This is a genomic window from Nesterenkonia sp. CL21, assembly GCF_031705515.1.
Taxonomy (GTDB): Bacteria; Actinomycetota; Actinomycetes; order Actinomycetales; family Micrococcaceae; genus Nesterenkonia; species Nesterenkonia aethiopica.
Genome location: NZ_JAUTWR010000001.1, coordinates 657,027 through 675,284, shown reverse-complemented (window position 1 = coordinate 675,284; position 18,258 = coordinate 657,027). Strand labels below are relative to the sequence as shown.

12 protein-coding genes and 1 pseudogene are annotated in these 18,258 nt (G+C 68.7%); 4 read left to right on the top strand and 9 right to left on the bottom strand.

Annotated features, from left to right (window positions below; translation table 11 throughout):
- Nucleotides 1-4 precede the first annotated feature (4 nt).
- From gap to uvrA, 8 genes are all read right to left on the bottom strand, one after another.
- Nucleotides 5-1,012, bottom strand: a complete 1,008-nt coding sequence (gene gap, locus Q7C18_RS03050) for a type I glyceraldehyde-3-phosphate dehydrogenase (protein ID WP_070158770.1) — start codon at nt 1,010-1,012, stop codon at nt 5-7.
- A gap of 314 nt (nt 1,013-1,326) precedes the next feature.
- Entirely contained in the window at nt 1,327-1,950 is a 624-nt protein-coding gene (locus tag Q7C18_RS03045; protein ID WP_311024121.1) for a superoxide dismutase, read from the bottom strand.
- Between the two features lie 185 nt (nt 1,951-2,135).
- Nucleotides 2,136-3,116 carry a DNA-binding protein WhiA gene (gene whiA / locus Q7C18_RS03040; RefSeq protein WP_311024119.1) on the bottom strand — a complete coding sequence of 327 codons (981 nt, stop codon included), beginning with the start codon at nt 3,114-3,116 and terminating at the stop codon, nt 2,136-2,138.
- A gap of 140 nt (nt 3,117-3,256) precedes the next feature.
- Nucleotides 3,257-4,321 carry a YvcK family protein gene (locus Q7C18_RS03035; protein ID WP_311024117.1) on the bottom strand — a complete coding sequence of 355 codons (1,065 nt, stop codon included), beginning with the start codon at nt 4,319-4,321 and terminating at the stop codon, nt 3,257-3,259.
- Between the two features lie 2 nt (nt 4,322-4,323).
- Nucleotides 4,324-5,217, bottom strand: a complete 894-nt coding sequence (rapZ, locus tag Q7C18_RS03030; protein ID WP_070158767.1) for an RNase adapter RapZ — start codon at nt 5,215-5,217, stop codon at nt 4,324-4,326.
- A gap of 42 nt (nt 5,218-5,259) precedes the next feature.
- Nucleotides 5,260-7,281, bottom strand: coding sequence for an excinuclease ABC subunit UvrC (gene uvrC, locus Q7C18_RS03025; RefSeq protein WP_311024116.1), 2,022 nt, complete (start codon nt 7,279-7,281; stop codon nt 5,260-5,262).
- Nucleotides 7,274-7,963 carry a lysophospholipid acyltransferase family protein gene (locus tag Q7C18_RS03020; RefSeq protein WP_311024435.1) on the bottom strand — a complete coding sequence of 230 codons (690 nt, stop codon included), beginning with the start codon at nt 7,961-7,963 and terminating at the stop codon, nt 7,274-7,276. Before Q7C18_RS03020 ends, uvrC begins: the two co-directional genes overlap by 8 nt.
- Nucleotides 7,964-8,193: 230 nt before the next feature.
- Entirely contained in the window at nt 8,194-11,094 is a 2,901-nt protein-coding gene (uvrA, locus tag Q7C18_RS03015) for an excinuclease ABC subunit UvrA (RefSeq protein ID WP_311024434.1), read from the bottom strand.
- Between the two features lie 193 nt (nt 11,095-11,287).
- On the opposite strand from uvrA, the gene Q7C18_RS03010 reads away from it, so the two are divergent.
- The 4 genes from Q7C18_RS03010 to Q7C18_RS02995 all read left to right on the top strand — a co-directional run bounded on the left by Q7C18_RS03010 (nt 11,288) and on the right by Q7C18_RS02995 (nt 16,980).
- Nucleotides 11,288-12,112, top strand: coding sequence for an HAD hydrolase-like protein (locus Q7C18_RS03010; protein WP_311024114.1), 825 nt, complete (start codon nt 11,288-11,290; stop codon nt 12,110-12,112).
- A gap of 10 nt (nt 12,113-12,122) precedes the next feature.
- Nucleotides 12,123-12,785, top strand: coding sequence for an MBL fold metallo-hydrolase (locus tag Q7C18_RS03005; RefSeq protein ID WP_311024112.1), 663 nt, complete (start codon nt 12,123-12,125; stop codon nt 12,783-12,785).
- Between the two features lie 8 nt (nt 12,786-12,793).
- Nucleotides 12,794-15,382, top strand: a complete 2,589-nt coding sequence (locus tag Q7C18_RS03000) for a DUF3516 domain-containing protein (protein WP_311024433.1) — start codon at nt 12,794-12,796, stop codon at nt 15,380-15,382.
- Between the two features lie 200 nt (nt 15,383-15,582).
- Nucleotides 15,583-16,980 (top strand): alpha/beta fold hydrolase, encoded by a 1,398-nt coding sequence (locus Q7C18_RS02995; protein WP_311024111.1) that lies wholly within the window; start codon nt 15,583-15,585, stop codon nt 16,978-16,980.
- A 74-nt stretch (nt 16,981-17,054) separates the two neighbouring features.
- On the opposite strand, the pseudogene Q7C18_RS02990 reads toward Q7C18_RS02995, so the two are convergent.
- Nucleotides 17,055-18,029, bottom strand: a pseudogene (locus tag Q7C18_RS02990) (TerC/Alx family metal homeostasis membrane protein); the annotation flags it as partial.
- Between the last annotated feature and the right edge of the window lie 229 nt (nt 18,030-18,258).

Sequence of the window (18,258 nt, the reverse complement as noted above, 5' to 3'; positions counted from 1 at the left end):
CGTGTCAGAGCTTCGAGCCGACATGCACGGTCAGCTGGGCCAGGCGCGAGCTGTAGCCGTACTCGTTGTCGTACCAGGAGAACACCTTCACCGTGTGGCCGATGACCTTGGTGAGCGGGGCGTCGAAGATCGAGGAGTGCGAGTCTCCGACGATGTCCGAGGAGACGATCGGGTCCTCGTTGTAGGCCAGGATGCCGGCCAGCTCGCCCTCGGCGGCCTTCTTGAAGGCCGCGTTGACGTCCTCGGGGGTCACGCCGTCCTTCTCGACGGTGACGGTGAGGTCGGTGCCGGATCCGGTGATCACCGGGACACGCACGGCGTAGCCGTCGAGCTTGCCGTCGACCTCGGGGATGACCGCGCCGATGGCGGCGGCGGCGCCCGTCGAGGTGGGAACCATGTTGACGCCGGCCGCCCGGGCCCGGCGCGGGTCGCTGTGCGGGGCGTCGTGCAGGCGCTGGTCACCGGTGTAGGCGTGGACCGTGGTCATCAGGCCCTCGACGATGCCGAACTCGTCGTTGAGGACCTTCACCAGCGGGGCCAGGCAGTTGGTGGTGCAGGAGGCGTTCGAGACCACGGTGTGGTTCGCGGCGTCGAAGGTGTCCTCGTTGATGCCCACGACCAGGGTCGCGTCGACGCCCTTGGCCGGGGCGGAGACGATGACCTTCTTGGCGCCGGCCTCGATGTGCTTGCCGGCGGTCTCCTTGGTGGTGAAGAACCCGGTGCACTCCAGGACGACGTCGACGCCCAGCTCGCCCCACGGCAGGTTGGCCGGGTCGCGGTCCGAGAGAAGACGGATCCGACGGTCACCGACGACGAGGTGATCGCCGTCGAGAGAGACGTCCTGGGGGAAACGGCCGAGGACGGAGTCATACTTGGTCAGATTGACCAGCTGGCCGGGCTCGGTGAGGTCATTGATCGCCACGAGCTCCAGGTCATGGCCCTGGTCCTCGATCACACGCAGCACGTTGCGGCCGATTCGTCCAAAACCGTTGATCGCGATCTTCGTCGCCATGGGTTCCCTTCCTTGACTTCTCCGTCCGCCGGGTCGGCGGACCGATGAGGTGCGGATCCTGCGTGCTGTCGTCCCGCGCGGCCGAGGGCGGCGGAACGGCCCCGAGAAACACGTTGGGGATCAGCGGCCCGGGTCTTCACCCAGTGCCACTGACCCCCAACAACATCGTTGTTCTCAGGTTGTCCGTAGAACGCAGTCTTGAATTATCAGCTCATATTCTGTCACATGTCAGCGCATCGTGTGTGAGCCGATCGGCATGAGTCCGACATGTGGACCTCAGGACAGGGGCGCCGGGCGAGCATCCCGGCACTGAGTCACGGAGTGATCAACGAAGCCGCGCCGGAGCGTGCGGCCTCGAGACGGCGCGCCACGTCCTCCCAGTTGATAATGTTCCAGAACGCCTTGACGTAGTCCGGCTTCACATTCTGGTAGTCGAGGTAGAAGGCGTGCTCCCACATGTCCAGCATCAGCAGCGGGACGGTCGCCACGGGGACGCCGTTCTGCTGGTCGTAGAACTGCTCGATCACCAGGTTGCCGCCGATCGGCTCGAAGGCCAGGATCGCCCAGCCGGAGCCCTGGATGGTGAGCGCGGCCTGCGTGAACTGCTCCTGGAACTTCTCGAAGGAGCCGAAGTACTCGTCGATCGCGGCGGCCAGCTCACCCTCCGGACGCTCCTGCCCCTCCGGAGAGAGGTTCTTCCAGAAGATCGAGTGGTTGGTGTGCCCGCCGAGGTTGAACTGCAGGTCCTTCAGCAGCTTCGGCGTCGTGCCGTAGTCGCCGTTCTCCCGGGCCTCAGCGAGCTTCTCCAGCGCGGTGTTGGCGCCCTTGACGTAGGTCGCGTGGTGCTTGGAGTGGTGCAGCTCCATGATGCGCGCGGAGATGTGCGGCTCCAGCGCGGCGTAGTCGTAGTCGAGTTCAGGAAGCGTGTACTCAGCCATGCGGTGCTCCTTGCAGCAGGGATTCATCGGGCCGGGGCGTCGAGCCCCGCTCGCCCTCAATCCTATGACTCCGACCCAGAACGCATAAGGGGTTACCGACTATGACAGCCGATGTTCACCACGGGAGGAAACTTCCTCACGAGAGAAAGATTTAGGCATTCCTAATTATCGCGGGGCCACGCCCCTCAGGTCTCCAGCATGTCAGGAGTGACGTTGGCCTCGGTGCCTGGCACATCCAGCTCCTGCGCCCGCTTGTCGGCCATCGCCAGCAGACGACGGATGCGTCCGGCGATGGCGTCCTTGGTCATGGGCGGCTCCGCGAGCCGACCCAGCTCATCCAGGGAGGCCTGCTTGTGCTGCAGGCGCAGCTCACCGGCATATTTCAGGTGCTCGGGAGCCTCGTCGCCGAGGATCTCCAGCGCCCGCTGCACCCGGGCTCCCGCGGCGACGGCGGCCTGCGCCGACCGCCGGAGGTTGGCGTCGTCGAAGTTCGCCAGCCGGTTCGCCGTGGCCCGCACCTCCTTGCGCATGCGTCGCTCCTCCCACACCAGCAGGGCCTGATGGGCGCCCATGCGGGTCAGCAGCTGGGCGATCGAGTCGCCGTCCCGGATCACCACGCGATCCACGGAACGCACCTCGCGGGCCTTCGCCGTGAGTCCCAGGCGACGCGCGGCGCCCACGAGCGCCAGCGCGGCCTCCGGTCCGGGGCAGGTGACCTCGAGCGAGGATGAACGCCCCGGCTCGGTGAGCGATCCGTGAGCCAGGAACGCGCCCCTCCAGACCGCGACCGCATCAGCCACCGACCCGTTGACGATGACTGAAGGAAGCCCTCGGACCGGGCGACCCCGGGCGTCGAGCAGGCCTGTCTGTCGCGCCAGGGCCTCGCCTTCGCGGACCACCCGGACCACGTAGCGGCTGCCCTTCTTCAGGCCCGACCCGGAGACCACGATGATCTCACTGGAGTGTCCGTAGACCTCGGCGATCGCGGCACGCAGGCGGCGCGCGGTCGCCGCATGGTCCAGTTCCGCCTCGATGACGATGCGCCCCGAGATGATGTGCAGTCCGCCGGCGAACCGCAGCATGGCCGAGACCTCGGCCTTGCGCTCAGAGGATGTGGAGACCTCCTGGCGAGAGAGCTCTTCCTTGACCGATTCGGTCAGCGCCATATGAACGTTCCTCCGGTGGTTTCTGTCGCGGTGAGCACGGCATCGGGCTCCGACATGCTACTGGATGGTTCTGGGCACGGCGTCGAGGGTGTGATCCGCGCGACTCCCCCGACCCCCAAGGCGACCCGCGCCCTCGCCCGTCAGGAGCCGAAGACCTCGTCGAAGGCGATCGCCAGCCGGAGCGGGTCATGGACCTCAGGATCATCCTCCTTGCGCACCCGGTGATAGCCCACGCGCGCCCCGAGCCGCGCCGCCGCCTGCTCGAAGGCGGCACGGTCGTCCGTGCGCACGGAGTCCGGGTCGGCGATGATCCGGTCCACGTGGAGCTCAGGGGCATGGTCGATCAGCACCTCGAGGTGATCCGCCGGCGTCATCCCGACGGTCTCATCGGTGTCAGCTGTGAGGTTCATCACGATACACCGCTTCGCCTCGGTCTCGCACAGGGCCGCTCGCAGATCCTCGAGCAGCAGATGCGGCAGCACCGAGGTGTACCAGGACCCCGGGCCGAACACGACCCAGTCCGAGAGTTCGATCGCCGTGACCGCCTCGCTGCACGCCTGCGCCTCCTCGGGATGGATCCGCACATCGGTGAGCCGGCCCAGCTGACCCGCCCGGGCCAACTCCACCTGGGAGGAGACGCGCATCGGCGCTGACGGCTCCTGCCCGTCAGCGGCGGGGCGATGCACCAGGCCGGACATCGTCAGTGGCTCACGCGACATCGGCAGCACCTGCCCCCGCGCGCCCAGCAGCGCCCCGGCCCAGCGCAGACCGTCGACGGGATCACCGATGAGCTCCCAGAGCGCGACGATCAGCAGATTGCCCATGGCGTGGTCATCGAGGCTGCCGGTGACACCGTCCCGGGAGCGGAAGCGATGCTGCATGACCTGCGCCCATGTGCGCCCCCACTCGGTGTCATCGCACAGCGCCGCAAGCGCCATGCGCAGATCTCCCGGGGGCAGCACGTCCATGTCCTGTCGGATGCGCCCCGAAGAGCCGCCGTCGTCGGCGACCGTGACGACGGCCGTCAGGTGCTCGGCCGCGATGATCCGCAGCGCGGCCAGTGTGGCGGAGAGACCGTGCCCGCCGCCCAGCGCCGAGACACGGAACGACCGGCGGCCCGAGGGATGGGTGCCCCGGGACTCGGCCGTGGAGGGGACGATCGGCACCGGCCCGGTCGACTGGGGGGCCGGAAAGGAGGAGGCCATGCTCATTCACGCCCCAGGTCACGGTGCACGGTGTTCACCGTGACATTGGGGACCTGGGCCAGCCGACGGGCCAGCTCCTCGGAGATGGCCACCGAGCGGTGCTTGCCCCCGGTGCAGCCCACGGCGAGCGTCGCATAGTGCTTGTTCTCCCGCCGGTACCCCTCCAGCACGGGTTTGAGCGCCTCCACGTACCGGTCGACGAATTCGCCGGCACCTTCGTCGACGAGCACGTACTCGCGGACCGGCTCGTCGAGTCCGGTGAGCGGCCGCAGCTCCGGCACCCAGTGCGGGTTGGGTACGAACCTGACGTCTGCGATGAAGTTCGCATCGGCCGGCACACCATATTTGAAGCCGAAGCTCATCACGTTCAGCCGCAGCTGGATCGGGCCGTCGTCGGTGAAGATCTCGGTGATCTCCCGGGCCAGCCCGTGGACGTTGAGCTCCGTGGTGTCGACCACGACCTCGGCTCCGGCCTTGACCTCCTTGAGCATGTCCCGCTCGGCGACGATGCCGTCGAGGATCCGTCCGGACCCCTGGAGCGGATGCGGGCGGCGCGCCTGTTCGAAGCGCCGGACCAGGAGCTCGTCCGAGGCGTCGAGGAACAGCATCCGGTAGGTCAGACCCGCCGCACGGACCTGCCCGAGGGCGTCCATCATGTCGCTGAACGGGCCGCGGGACCGGACGTCGATGACCACCGCGAGCTTCTCCACGGATCCGGGGTTCCTCGCGATGAGATCCATCATCGTCCCGATGAGCTCCGCGGGGAGCCCCTCCACCACGTACCAGCCGAGGTCCTCGAGCGCATGGGCCGCGGTGGTGCGGCCGGCGCCCGACATGCCGGTCACGATCAGCAGCTCGTTCTCGGGAGGCTTCACCGGGATCAGTCCATCGCTCATAGGAGGAAGCCTACGTCCCCGGCGGCACCCTCAACAATCGCTTCAGGCCCCGGCCTGACCTGGAGCGCCAGATCCGTGCTGATCCTCGTCGGCCAGGTGCTCCAGGATGCGTCGGGCGGTGGCCTCCCCGATGCCGGGCACCTCCGCGATCTGCTCCACGCCGGCCTGTCGGATCCGTGCCACCGAGCCGAAATGCTCCACGACCGCCCTCCGGCGCGCAGGCCCCAGCCCAGGCACCTCATCCAGCGCGGATGCGGTCATCTCTCGGGACCGCTTGCTGCGGTGGTAGGAGATGGCGAAGCGGTGGGCCTCATCACGGATGCGTTGGAGCATGTACAGCGCCTGCGAGGAGCGCGGCAGCACCAGAGGGAAGTCGTCGTCGGGCAGCCACACCTCCTCGAGCCGCTTGGCCAGACCGATGACCGGAAGCTCGGTGATCCCCAGGGCATCGAGGGCCTCACGGGCCGCGGCGACCTGAGGCTGGCCGCCGTCGACGACCACGAGGCTCGGCGGATAGGCGAAGCGGCTCCCCTCACGATCCACCGTCGTGTCCTCCACCGGCCCGGATCCCGCAGAAGCGTCGGGCACGTCCGACGCGTCAGGAGTCGCCGTGCCGTCGTCCGCGACGACGGCGGGCTCCCCGCCCGGTGCGTCGAGCCGCATCTGGTCGTCCAGGTAGCGCGAGAACCGCCGGGTGATGACGTCCCGCATCGCGCTGGTGTCGTCCCGGGCGGCGTCCCCCCGGACGGAGAACCGGCGATAGTCCTTCTTCTTCGGCAGGCCGTCCTCCATCACCACCATCGACGCCACCACATTGGTCCCCGACGTGTGCGAGATGTCGAAGCACTCGATGCGCAGCAGCGCGTCAGGGGCGTCCAGAGCCTCCTGCAGCTCGCGCAGCGCCTGGGACCGTGTGGTCAGGTCCGAGGAGCGCCGGGCCTTGTGCAGCATCAGAGCCTGCTGCGCGTTCTCTCGGACCGTGCCGAGCAGAGCGGCCTTGTCACCACGCCGCGGCACGCGCAGGTCGACGGCGGCTCCGCGACGCAGCCGCAGCCAGGCGCCGAGCTGCTCCGCATCCTCGGGCAGCTCCGGGACGAGCACCTCCCGCGGGATCCGCTCGGCGTCCTCCATGGACCCGTAGACCTGCAGCAGGAGCTGCTCCACCAGGCCGGCGGCGTCAGTCTCCTCGACCTTCTCCACGACCCACCCGCGCTGCCCGCGGATCCGTCCCTGCCGCACATGGAAGACCTGCACGGCCGCCTCAAGCTCGTCCTCCGCGAAGGCGAAGATGTCCGCCTCGGTCTCCTCTGACAGCACGACCGCATTGCGTTCGAAGACCCGTCGCAGAGCCTCGAGATCGTCCCGATGCCGGGCGGCGTCCTCGTAGCGGAGCTCCGCGACGGCTTCCTTCATCTCGGTCTCGATGCGGCGCATGTGCGGGCCGGGACGCCCGGCCATGACCTCGCAGAACTCCTCGGCGAGCCGGCGGTGGTCCTCCGGACTGATCCGTCCCACGCAAGGAGCGGAGCATTTGTCGATGTAGCCCAGCAGGCAGGGGCGGCCCGACGCCTCGGCACGACGGAAGACCCCGGCGGAGCAGCTGCGCACCGGAAAGACGCGCAGCATGGTGTCCACGGTCTCGCGGATCGCCTTGGCCGGGTGGAAGGGCCCGAAGTACTTGACGCCGGGGCGCCGGTCGCCCCGCATGACCTGCACGCGGGGGAACTTCTCGTTCATGGTGACGGCGAGGTACGGGTAGGACTTGTCGTCCCGATACATGATGTTGAAGCGCGGCGTGTGCTGCTTGATCCAGGTGTACTCCAGCTGGATCGCCTCCAGCTCGGAACCGACCACCGTCCACTCGACCTGGGAGGCGGTGTGCACCATGGCGTAGGTCTTGGGGTGAAGCCCCTCAGGGCGGGCGAAGTAGGAGTTGAGGCGGGCCCGCAGGTTCTTGGCCTTGCCGACGTAGATCACCCGACCGTGCGGGTCGATGAAGCGGTAGACGCCCGGCGAGGTCGGGATCTCTCCCGGCCGGGGTCGGTAGGAGGCGGGATCAGCCATCGGCGTCGGCGTCGTCCCTGTCCGCCGGCGGGCTGTTGTACGTGTCGACGCGCTCCTGCCCGGTCAGCGCGGCGATGGCATCCATGACGCGTGCCGTCGCCTCCCGACGCACCGGCAGCGGATGGCGCTGGCCGATGTGCTCGAAGTGCAGCGGGTCGCCCACATGCATCTCGAACGCCGCCGAGCGCACGCGGTTGGAGTCCGGCGCCTGGAGGTTCTCGGTCCCCTTCAGTCCCACCGGCACCACCGGCAGTCCGGTGGCCAGCGCGAGCCAGCCCACTCCGTTCTTGCCGCGGTAGAGTCGCCCGTCCCGGCTGCGGGTGCCCTCCGGGTAGATCCCGACGCCGTGGCCCGAGGCGGCGATGTCTCCCAGCTGGTGCAGCGCCTCCACGCTCGCCGACTTCTTCTGCCGCTCCACCGGCACGGACCCGACCGACTCGAAGAAGATCTTCATGGCCCGTCCCTTGATCCCGGGCTGCGTGAAGTACTCAGCCTTGGCGAAGAAGCTCACGGGCCGCGGGAAGATCGCCTGGATCAGCACCGAGTCCAGGAACGACAGGTGATTGCTGGCGACGACGAAGCCCCCCTCGGCAGGGACCTTCTCCAGCCCGGTGATCGTGGGGCGACAGGTGAGCTTCACGTAGGCGGAGAACGCCTTGCGGATCGCATCGTGGGTGACCACGCGCTTCGGGGCGGGCGCGGTGGGGTCTGTGCTCACGTGCTGATCCTTCGAGTCGCCGGGCGCAGGGCGCCGTCTGTGCTGGGCCGCGGTTCAGTGTACCCGGTGCGAGGCCCGTCACGGCCACCGCCTCGGCCCTGCGCGCAGGTCACCGGGCGGGAGCGGCTGCTGTGCCGCCGCCACCCTCCGCCCGGGCGTCGCCCGGGCGCCGTCCGCCCGCAGGACGGGGTCGATCAGAGCAGATGCCCCAGGAAGCGACCCGTGTGCGAACCGGTGTGGTCCGCCTGCGCGGCGACGGCCTCGGGAGTCCCCTCCGCGACGATCCTTCCGCCGCCTGTGCCCCCTTCTGGCCCGAGGTCGATGATCCAGTCGGCAGACTTGATGACGTCCAGGTTGTGCTCGATGGTCACCACGGTGTTGCCCTTGTCCACCAGGCTCTGCAGGACGCCGAGCAGCTTGCGGATGTCCTCGAAGTGCAGGCCAGTGGTGGGCTCGTCCAGGACGTAGATGCTGCGGCCCTTGGACCTCTTCTGGAGCTCCGAGGCGAGCTTCACTCGCTGGGCCTCACCGCCGGAGAGCGTGGTCGCGGCCTGACCCAGGCGCACGTACCCGAGGCCCACGTCCACCAGCGTGGTGAGGTGCCGGGCGATGGGCGCGAACGCGGAGAAGAACTCTGCGGCCTCCTCGATCGGCATGTCGAGGACCTCGGCGATGTTCTTCCCCTTGTAGTGCACCTCGAGCGTCTCGCGGTTGTACCGCGCCCCTTGGCAGACCTCACACGGCACGTAGACGTCCGGCAGGAAGTTCATCTCGATCTTCAGGGTGCCGTCGCCGGAGCAGGCCTCGCAGCGGCCCCCCTTGATGTTGAAGGAGAACCGTCCCGGCTGGTATCCGCGGGTCTTGGACTCCTGCGTCTCAGCGAACAGCTTCCGGATGTGGTCGAAGACGCCGGTGTAGGTGGCCGGGTTGGACCGCGGGGTGCGGCCGATGGGGCTCTGGTCGACGTGGATGACCTTGTCGAGATGGTCCACTCCGTCGATGCGACGGTGCCGCCCCGGCACCTGCCGGGCGTTGTTGAGCCTGTTGGCCAGCGACTTGTAGAGGATCTCGTTGATCAGGGTGGACTTCCCGGAGCCCGAGACTCCGGTGACGGCCAGGAAGACGCCCAGCGGGATGTCCACGCTGACGTCGGCGAGGTTGTTCTCATGGGCGTCGACGATGCGCAGGCTGCGCTGGGGGTCCACGGGGCGCCGCGACGGCGGCACGGCGATCGCGCGCCGACCGGCCAGATAGTCGCCGGTGATGGACTCCTCATTGGCCTTGAGGCCCTCCACGGATCCGGAGTGCACGATCCGTCCGCCGCGCTCTCCGGCTCCCGGACCGATGTCGACGACCCAGTCGGCCTCGCCGATGGTGTCCTCGTCATGCTCCACGACGATCAGGGTGTTGCCCAGGTCCCTGAGACGCGTGAGCGTCTGGATGAGTCGGGTGTTGTCGCGCTGGTGCAGACCGATCGAGGGCTCGTCGAGCACATAGAGCACACCCACCAGCCCGGAGCCGATCTGCGTGGCCAGCCGGATGCGCTGCGCCTCGCCGCCGGAGAGCGTGCCGGCCGCCCGCTCCAGGTTCAGGTATCCCAGGCCCACGTCCAGCAGGAAGTTCAGCCGCGCCAGGATCTCCTTGAGCACCTGCTCGGCGATGGTCGCATCCCTGGCGGAGAGGCTCAGACCCGAGAAGAACGCCACGATCTCGTCCAGCGGGCTGCGGGAGACCTCGGCGATGGACCGACCCTCGATCAGGACGGACAGTGAGGCGGGATTCAGGCGCTGCCCGTCGCAGTCCGGACACGGCACCTGACGCATGTACTGCTCGTAATGGTCCCGGGCGTTGTCCGACTCCGTCTCCTCATACTTGCGATGGATGTAGGAGAGCACGCCTTCGAAACCAGTGGAGTACTTCCGCTCCCGGCCGAAGCGATTCCGATACTGGACGACCACCTTGTGGTTCCGCCCGTGCAACAGCGCCTTCCGGGCCTTCTTGGGAAGCTCTCGCCAGGGGACGTCCAGGGAGAAGTCGAGGTCTTCGGCCAGCGCGCGGATGAGCCGCAGCCAGTACTCACTGGAGGCCTTCCCCCGGTTCCAGGGGGCGATCGCTCCGTCGGCCAGGGAGAGCGTGTCGTCCGGAATGACCAGCTCCTCGTCCACCTCGAGCCGAGAGCCGATGCCCGAGCAGGTCTGGCAGGCGCCGAAGGGCGAGTTGAAGGAGAAGGAACGCGGCTCGATCTCATCGATCGACAGCGGATGCTCATTGGGACAGGCCAGGTTCTCGGAGAAGCTGCGCAGCTTGGGGCCTTCGAGGCCGTCCGGCACCTTCTCGGGGTTCTCCGGCGAGCCGTCCTCCGCCAGGTCGACCAGGTCGATCACCGCTCGTCCTTCTGCCAGACGCAGAGCCGTCTCGATCGAATCGGTGAGCCGCTGGCGCATGCCCTCCCGGATGACCAGGCGGTCGATGACCACGTCGATGTGGTGCTTGATCTGCTTCTCGAGCACCGGTGGGTCGTTGAGCTGGATCTGCTCGCCGTCCACCACGGCCCGGGCGAAGCCCTGTCCGGCCAGGTCTCGGAAGAGGTCCTTGAACTCGCCCTTGCGCCCGCGCACGACCGGCGCCAGGACCTGGAAGCGGGCTCCCACCGGCAGGTCCAGGATCTGGTCCACGATCTGCTGAGGGGTCTGCCGCTCGATCCGCTCTCCACACACGGGGCAGTGCGGAACGCCGATGCGGGCCCAGAGCAGACGCAGATAGTCATGGATCTCGGTGACGGTTCCGACCGTCGACCGCGGGTTCCGCGAGGTCGACTTCTGATCGATGGAGACCGCCGGCGACAGCCCCTCGATGAAGTCGACGTCGGGCTTGTCCACCCGCCCGAGGAACATGCGCGCGTACGCCGAGAGCGACTCGACGTACCGCCGCTGCCCCTCGGCGAAGATGGTGTCGAACGCCAAGGAGGACTTCCCCGAGCCGGAGAGGCCGGTGAAGACGATGAAGGCGTTGCGCGGAAGCTCCACGGCCACGTCGTGCAGGTTGTGCTCCCGGGCCCCCTGGACGACGATGCGGTCCGCCTCGGCACGACCCACGGTGCCGTTGGCGCCGGACTTCCGGCGCGCACCCCGGCTGTAGTAGTCGTCGACGGATTCGATCACGGCGCCGTCGATCGCGGCAACTGGCTCAGACACGCGCACCAGTGTATGCCCGCACCTTCGATCGAACAAATATTCGATCACCCGGGCCGTTCGCCGGCCGCACGGACCCGGATGGCAGGATGGAGGCGTGACGACCCGCCCCACCTCCCCCGCCCTGCAGGACGACGAGCCCTCCGCAGACGACGGCGCTCCCCTCGTCCTCTTCGACCTTGACGGCACCCTCGTGGACCCCGCCGGTTCGATCACCGGCGGCATCGCCGCGGCCCTGGCCGCGCACGGGATCAACGTGCCCGACCAGCCCACGCTGGAGGGCATGGTCGGCCCGCCGCTCGCCGCCAGCCTGCTGTCCCTGCCGGGCGTGACCACCGAGATGCTGCCGGGCCTCGTGGCGCACTATCGAGCCGGCTACCTCGCCCACGGCATGGCGGCCTCCAAGGTCTACCCCGGACTCCGGCAGCTCCTGGCCGACCTGCGGAAGGCAGGCGTCGCCCTGGCGGTGGCCACCTCGAAGCCGCAGCCGCTGGCGGAGCGACTGCTCGAGGTCCAGGGCCTGGCGGGCGCCGTCGACGTCGTCGCAGGCTCGGATCCGGACGAGACCGTGCCCCATGCCGGCAAGGCGCCGATCCTCGCGGCCGCACTGAGGGACGTGGCCCGCGCCTCGGACCGCGATCCGAGCGGCGGCCCCTCTCGGCCCCGAGCGGCGATGGTCGGGGATCGGATCTTCGACGTCGAGGGCGCCCAGGTCCATGGGATCCCCTGTGTCGGCGTGCGGTGGGGCAGCGCCCCGGCCGGGGAGCTCGAACAGGCCGGCGCCGACGTCGTGGTCGACGACTCGCAGGGGCTCCGAGATGCACTCGAGCACCTTCTCGATGTGCCGCTCGGGGACAGCGCAGCCGAGGATCCGGCCGAGGGCTCGGCATCGCCATGGCGTCTGATCGACAGCAGACCATAGACTGTCACCCATGGCCACCGACAGCTCTCTGATCCATGACCTTCCGGCGATCACCGTCCGCCGCGTCGCGGTCTCCGAGATGAGCAACAACGTCTACCTGCTCACCGCGAAGAAGTCCGGGGTCCAGGTGCTCATCGACGCCGCCGACGACGTCCCGGCGATCCGCGCGATGCTGGCCGAAGCCGCCGTCGACACCCCCTGCGCGCCGCAGCTGCGCGCCGTGCTCACCACGCATCGTCACTGGGACCACATCCGCGCGCTGCCCGAGCTCGCCGCCGACGTGGACACGGTCGCGGGACAGGACGACGCCGGTGCGATCGAGGAGGCCGAAGGCGTGCGGATCGACCGTCGGGTCGACCACGGCGACCTGGTGCAGTATGACGGCATCGCGCTGGACGTCATCCAGCTGCGCGGCCACACCCCTGGTTCGGTGGCCTTCGTGTACCCCGTCGAAGACGGCCCCACCCACATCTTCACCGGAGACTCGCTGTTCCCCGGCGGCGTCGGAAAGACCTGGAGCGCAGAGGACTTCCGCACGCTGATCGACGACGTCGAGGCGCGGCTCTTCGCGGCCTTCCCGGACGACACCGTCATCCACCCCGGACATGGCGACCCCACGACGCTGGGCGCGGAACGGCCCGAGCTCGCCGCGTGGCGGGAGCGCGGCTGGTAGTGGCGGCCCTGCGACTCGACTCCCTGCGTCCTGTCCCCGCTGCGGACGGCGTCCCCGACCCCGAGAGCCTCGTCGAGGCCTTCACCGGATGGACCGCCCAGCGTGGGATCACCCTCTACCCCGCCCAGGAGGACGCTGTCCTGGAGCTCGCGGACCGGCGGCACGTCATCATGGCCACCCCGACCGGCTCCGGGAAGTCCCTGGTGGCCACGGCCGCCCACTTCTTCGCCCTGTGCCGCGGCGAACGCAGCGTCTACACCGCTCCGATCAAGGCGCTCGTCTCCGAGAAGTTCTTCGCGCTCGTGGAGATCTTCGGCGCGGAGAACGTCGGGATGGTGACCGGAGACTCGGCGGTCAACGCCCACGCCCCGATCATCTGCTGCACGGCGGAGATCCTGGCCAACGAAGCTCTGCGCGACGGCACGGAGGCCGACGTCGGGCCCGTCATCATGGACGAGTTCCACTTCTATGCGGACCCCCAGCGCGGATGGGCCTGGCAGGTGCCCCTGCTGGAGCTTCCCCAGGCTCAGTTCCTGCTGATGTCCGCCACCCTCGGCGACACCAGCCGCTTCGAGCGCCGCATCGCCGAGCGGACCGGCCGAGACGTCGTCACCGTCTCCTCGGTCCAGCGTCCGGTGCCGCTGCACTTCGAGTACTCCACCACGCCGCTGCAGCACAAGCTCGAGGACCTCGTCGCCGACGGACAGGCGCCGGTCTACGTGGTGCACTTCTCCCAGCGCGAGGCCGCGGAACGTGCCGCCGGGCTCGCCTCTCTGAACGTGGCCGGCAAGGAGGACCGGGAGCGCATCCGGCAGCGCCTGGAGACCTTCCGCTTCGCCAAGGGGTACGGCAAGGTGCTCAATCGGCTGCTGCGGTCCGGCATCGGCGTCCACCATGCCGGGATGCTCCCCAAGTACCGGCGCCTCGTGGAGCAGCTCGCCCAGGACGGGCTGCTGAAGGTCATCTGCGGCACCGACACCCTCGGCGTCGGCATCAACGTGCCCATCCGCACCGTAGTGCTCACCGCCCTGAGCAAGTACGACGGCGAGCGGACGCGCCAGCTCAACGCCCGTGAGTTCCACCAGATCGCCGGACGGGCGGGGCGCGCCGGCTTCGACACCGAGGGCCGGGTGGTCGTGCAGGCCCCCGAGCATGTCATCGAGAACGAGCAGGCGCTGCGCAAGGCGCGGGCCAAGCACGGGGACGACGAGAAGAAGGTCGCCCAGGCGGTCCGCTCCACGGGGAAGAAGAAGCCGCCCGACGGCTTCGTCTCCTGGTCGGAGAAGTCCTTCGACCGACTCGTGGAGGCGACGCCGGAGCCGATGGTCTCACGCATGCAGATCAGCTATGCGATGGTGCTGCAGCTCCTGCAACGCCCTGAGGACCCGATCCTGGCCATGCGTCGGCTCATCCGCGGCTCCGACGAGACCCCGGCCCGGCAGGCGATCCTCCAGCGGCGGGCGCTGCAGATCCTGCGGGAGCTGCTCACCGCTGGCGTGCTGGAGCGACTGGAGGCTCCCGACGAGGACGGGCGCACAGTGGACCTGACGCTCGACCTGCAGGACGACTTCGCGCTGAACCAGCCGCTGGCCCCCTTCGCCGTCGCCGCGCTGGAGCTCCTGGACCCGGAGTCGGAGACCTACGCCCTGGACGTCATCTCCGTGATCGAGGCGATCCTGGAGACTCCGTATCAGGTGACCGGCGCCCAGGTGAAGAAGCTCAAGTCCGAGAAGATCGGTGAGCTGAAGGCCGAGGGTGTGGACTATGTGGAACGGATGCGCATCCTCGATGAGATGACCCATCCCCAGCCGCTGGGCGAGCTGCTGACCCAGCAGTTCGAGGTGTATCGGACCTCGGCGCCCTGGGTGGGCGACCATGAGCTGGCGCCCAAGGCGGTCGTGCGGGACATGGTCGAGCGGGCTTTCGGCTTCGTCGACATGGTCAACCACTATCAGCTCACCCGCTCGGAGGGGGTGCTGCTGCGGTATCTCACCGACGCCTACAAGGCGCTGCGCCAGACCGTGCCGCAGCAGAAGGTGACCGAGACGCTGGAGGATCTGGTCGAGTGGCTCGGCGAGATGATCCGCCAGACCGACAACTCGCTGCTCGAGGAGTGGGAGCGGCTGGCCTCCGGGGCCGAGGACTCCACGGCGGAGGATCTCGAGCTCAGTACCGAGGCGCCGGCAGAACCGGAGGGCGTGACCCACAATGTGCGGGCCTTCCGCGTGATGGTGCGCAACGCGATGTTCCTGCGGGCCGAGCTCTTCGCCCAGGAGAAGGAGCAGCAGCTCGAGCAGCTCGACGGGGACTCCGGGTGGGACGCCGAACGGTGGGGGAAGGCCATGGACACGTTCTTCGACGTCTACGACGATGTGTTCACCGATGCTTCCTCCCGCGGCCCGGCGCTCATCCGCATCGATGAGTCGCCGGAGGGCCGCCCGGGCTTCTGGCGGGCGGTGCAGGTCCTCGACGACGCCGACGGCAATCACGACTGGGCGATCCACGCCTGGATCGATCTGGCCTCCTCCGACGAGGTCGGCGCCCCGGTGGTGCTGGTCGATCACGTCGGCGAGGTCCACCACGAGCCGGCAGCCTGACCGTCGTCGCAGCCCACCAGTCCGGCGGGATGACCTCCGGATGTGCCGTGTGCCACACTTGATCCGCGGTGGGAGCTGACCACCTCGCCCGAGTCAGCTCCCATCGTCCCACCTCAGCGGCAGAGCACCGCTGAGGAGCCCCACGACGACGCACGCCCGGCCAGCCGACAGAGCGGGACCGGCCAGCAGAGAGAGACAGCATGACCTCGACGTCTTCCCCTGTCCGCACCCTCCTCGACGGCACCCGCCTGACGGAGCACCGGCTGCGGGTCCCCCTGGACCACGCGGCCCCCGACGGTGAAGGCCTCGACCTGTTCGCCCGTGAGTTCGTCACGCCGGAGGCCGCCGCCCGCGGTGAGGACCACGTGGCCCGGATGCCCTGGCTGCTGTTTCTGCAGGGCGGGCCCGGCGGCAAGGGCACCCGTCCGGCGCGGACCCCGGCGTGGATGCAGGAGGCCGGCAGCCGCTTCCGCATCCTGATGCTGGATCAGCGAGGCACCGGCCTGTCCACCCCGCTGACCCGCCATTCGGTGCTCCGCAGGGGCCGCGCAGCGGAGCAGGCCGCCTATCTGCGACGCTTCCGGGCTGACGCCATCGTCCACGACGCCGAGGCCTTCCGTCGGCACCTGGGCCTGCAGAGCTGGAGCGTGCTGGGGCAGAGCTTCGGCGGGTTCTGCACCCTGACCTATCTGTCCCTCTTCCCCGACTCACTGGACAGGGCGCTCATCACGGGCGGCCTTCCTCCTCTGACGGGCCACGCCGACCGGGTGTACCAAGCCACCTACGCGAAGATGGCGGCCCGGAACCGGGAGCACTTCGCCCGGTTCCCCGAGGACCGCGACAGGCTGGACGAGATCGTCGATCACCTCCGCCGCCACGAGGTGCTCCTGCCGGACGGCTCCCCGCTGACGGTCCCCCGTCTGCAGTCGGTGGGCATGCTGCTGGGTGGGAACACGCGGGCCGACTCTCTGCACTACCTGCTCGAGGAGGCCTTCGTCGCGCCGGGGACGGACGCGCTGTCCGACACGTTCCTGCACGCAGTCCACCAGCAGATCTCCTTCGCAGCGGCCCCCATGTATGCGGTGATGCACGAATCGATCTACGGTCAGCCCGCCGAGATGACGGACGGCCGCGGCGACACCGGCTGGGCGGCTGAGCGCGTGCTCGAAGACCACCCCGAGTTCTGCCCGACCCGGACCTCCCCGATGCTCACCGGAGAGATGATCCTGCGCCACCACCTGGCGCTGGACCCCGCGCTGGCACCCCTGGCGGAGGCCGCAGACCGACTGGCCGACGTCGACGACTGGGAGCCTCTCTACGACCTGGATCAGCTGGCACGGAACGAGGTCCCCACGGCGGCCGCCGTCTACACCGACGACGTCTATGTGGCCCGCGAGCTCTCCCTGGAGACCGCCTCCCGGGTCCGCGGGCTCAGCGTGTGGGAGACCGATGAGTTCCACCACGACGGTCTGCACGACGATGGAGCGAGGATCCTGCGGGAGCTGCTGCACCGCACTGACGCCTCAGCAGGCGCCCGGGACGGCCGGGCTGACGCCTCCGAGGAGGCTCAGGCGCCGTCAACGCGGTACTCCACATGAGACGCTCGTCGGGCAGCTCCGCTCAGGAGACGCCTCCCTCATGAGCTCTGCGCGGCGTGCTCCTCGTCCTCGCGCCGCGCGCGGGCTGCCGAGGTGAGCAGCGAGCTGATCACGGTGACGGCCAGCACCGCGACGATCACGATGAGCGAGAGCCCCGTGGAGATCTCCGGCACGGGAACGTTCTCGCCGCCGTTGATGAACGGCAGGTTGTTCTCATGCAGGGCGTGGAGCACCAGCTTGACCCCGATGAAGCCGAGGATCACTGCCAGACCGTAGGACAGGTGGACCAGCCGGTCCAGCAACCCGTCGATCAGGAAGTACAGCTGCCGCAGCCCCATCAGCGAGAACGCCGTGGCCGCGAACACGATGTACGGCTCCTGGGTCAGCCCGTAGATCGCCGGGATCGAGTCCACGGCGAAGAGGATGTCGGTGCCGCCGATGGCCACCATGACCAGCAGCATCGGCGTGAGCATCCGTTTCCCGTCCACCCGCGTGACGAGCCGGTCGCCGTCGTAGTGGTCGGTGGTGTGCAGGAAACGCCGGGCCAGACGAATGATGATGTTGTCCGCCTCCTCGGCCGCGTCCTCTCCCGCGGCGCCCTTCTTCAGCAGCTGGACGGCGGTGACCAGCAGGATGAGGCCGAAGAGGTAGAACACGTCGGAGAAGGCATGGATGAGGCCGGCCCCGACCAGGATGAAGGCGGTGCGGGCGATCAGGGCGAAGACGATGCCGAACAGCAGGACCTTCTGCTGGTCCTCCCGGGGGACGTTGAAGCTGGCGATGATCACCAGGAAGACGAACAGGTTGTCCACCGAGAGCGCCTTCTCGGTGACATAGCCTGCGTAGTACTCGGTGGCCAGGGCAGGGTCGCCCATGGCGAGGAACACGAGTCCGAAGGCCAGGGCAGCGCCGATGTAGAGGGCCGACCAGACCGCGGCCTCCCGGATGCTCGGGATGTGCGCCTGGCGCACGTGGAAGACGAAGTCGAAGGCCAGCAGGCCGACGATGAGCAGGATGGTGAGTCCCCAGACCAGGGGTGTGATCTCCACAGGAGAGGGTCCTTTCGACAGTCACGAGGATGTGGGTGGTCCTCGCGAGTCTCTCCCCCGGACGCCTGCGCGATCCTGATGGATCTGCCGGCTCCCGACCGCTGTGCCCGGCAGGTCGACGACGACCCGCGTGCTGACGTGCACACCGCTGACGGATACTCCCTCACGCAGAGATCAGCATACACCCGCAGGCGCGGGCGGGCCCTGAAGGAGCCAGGAACCGGATCCC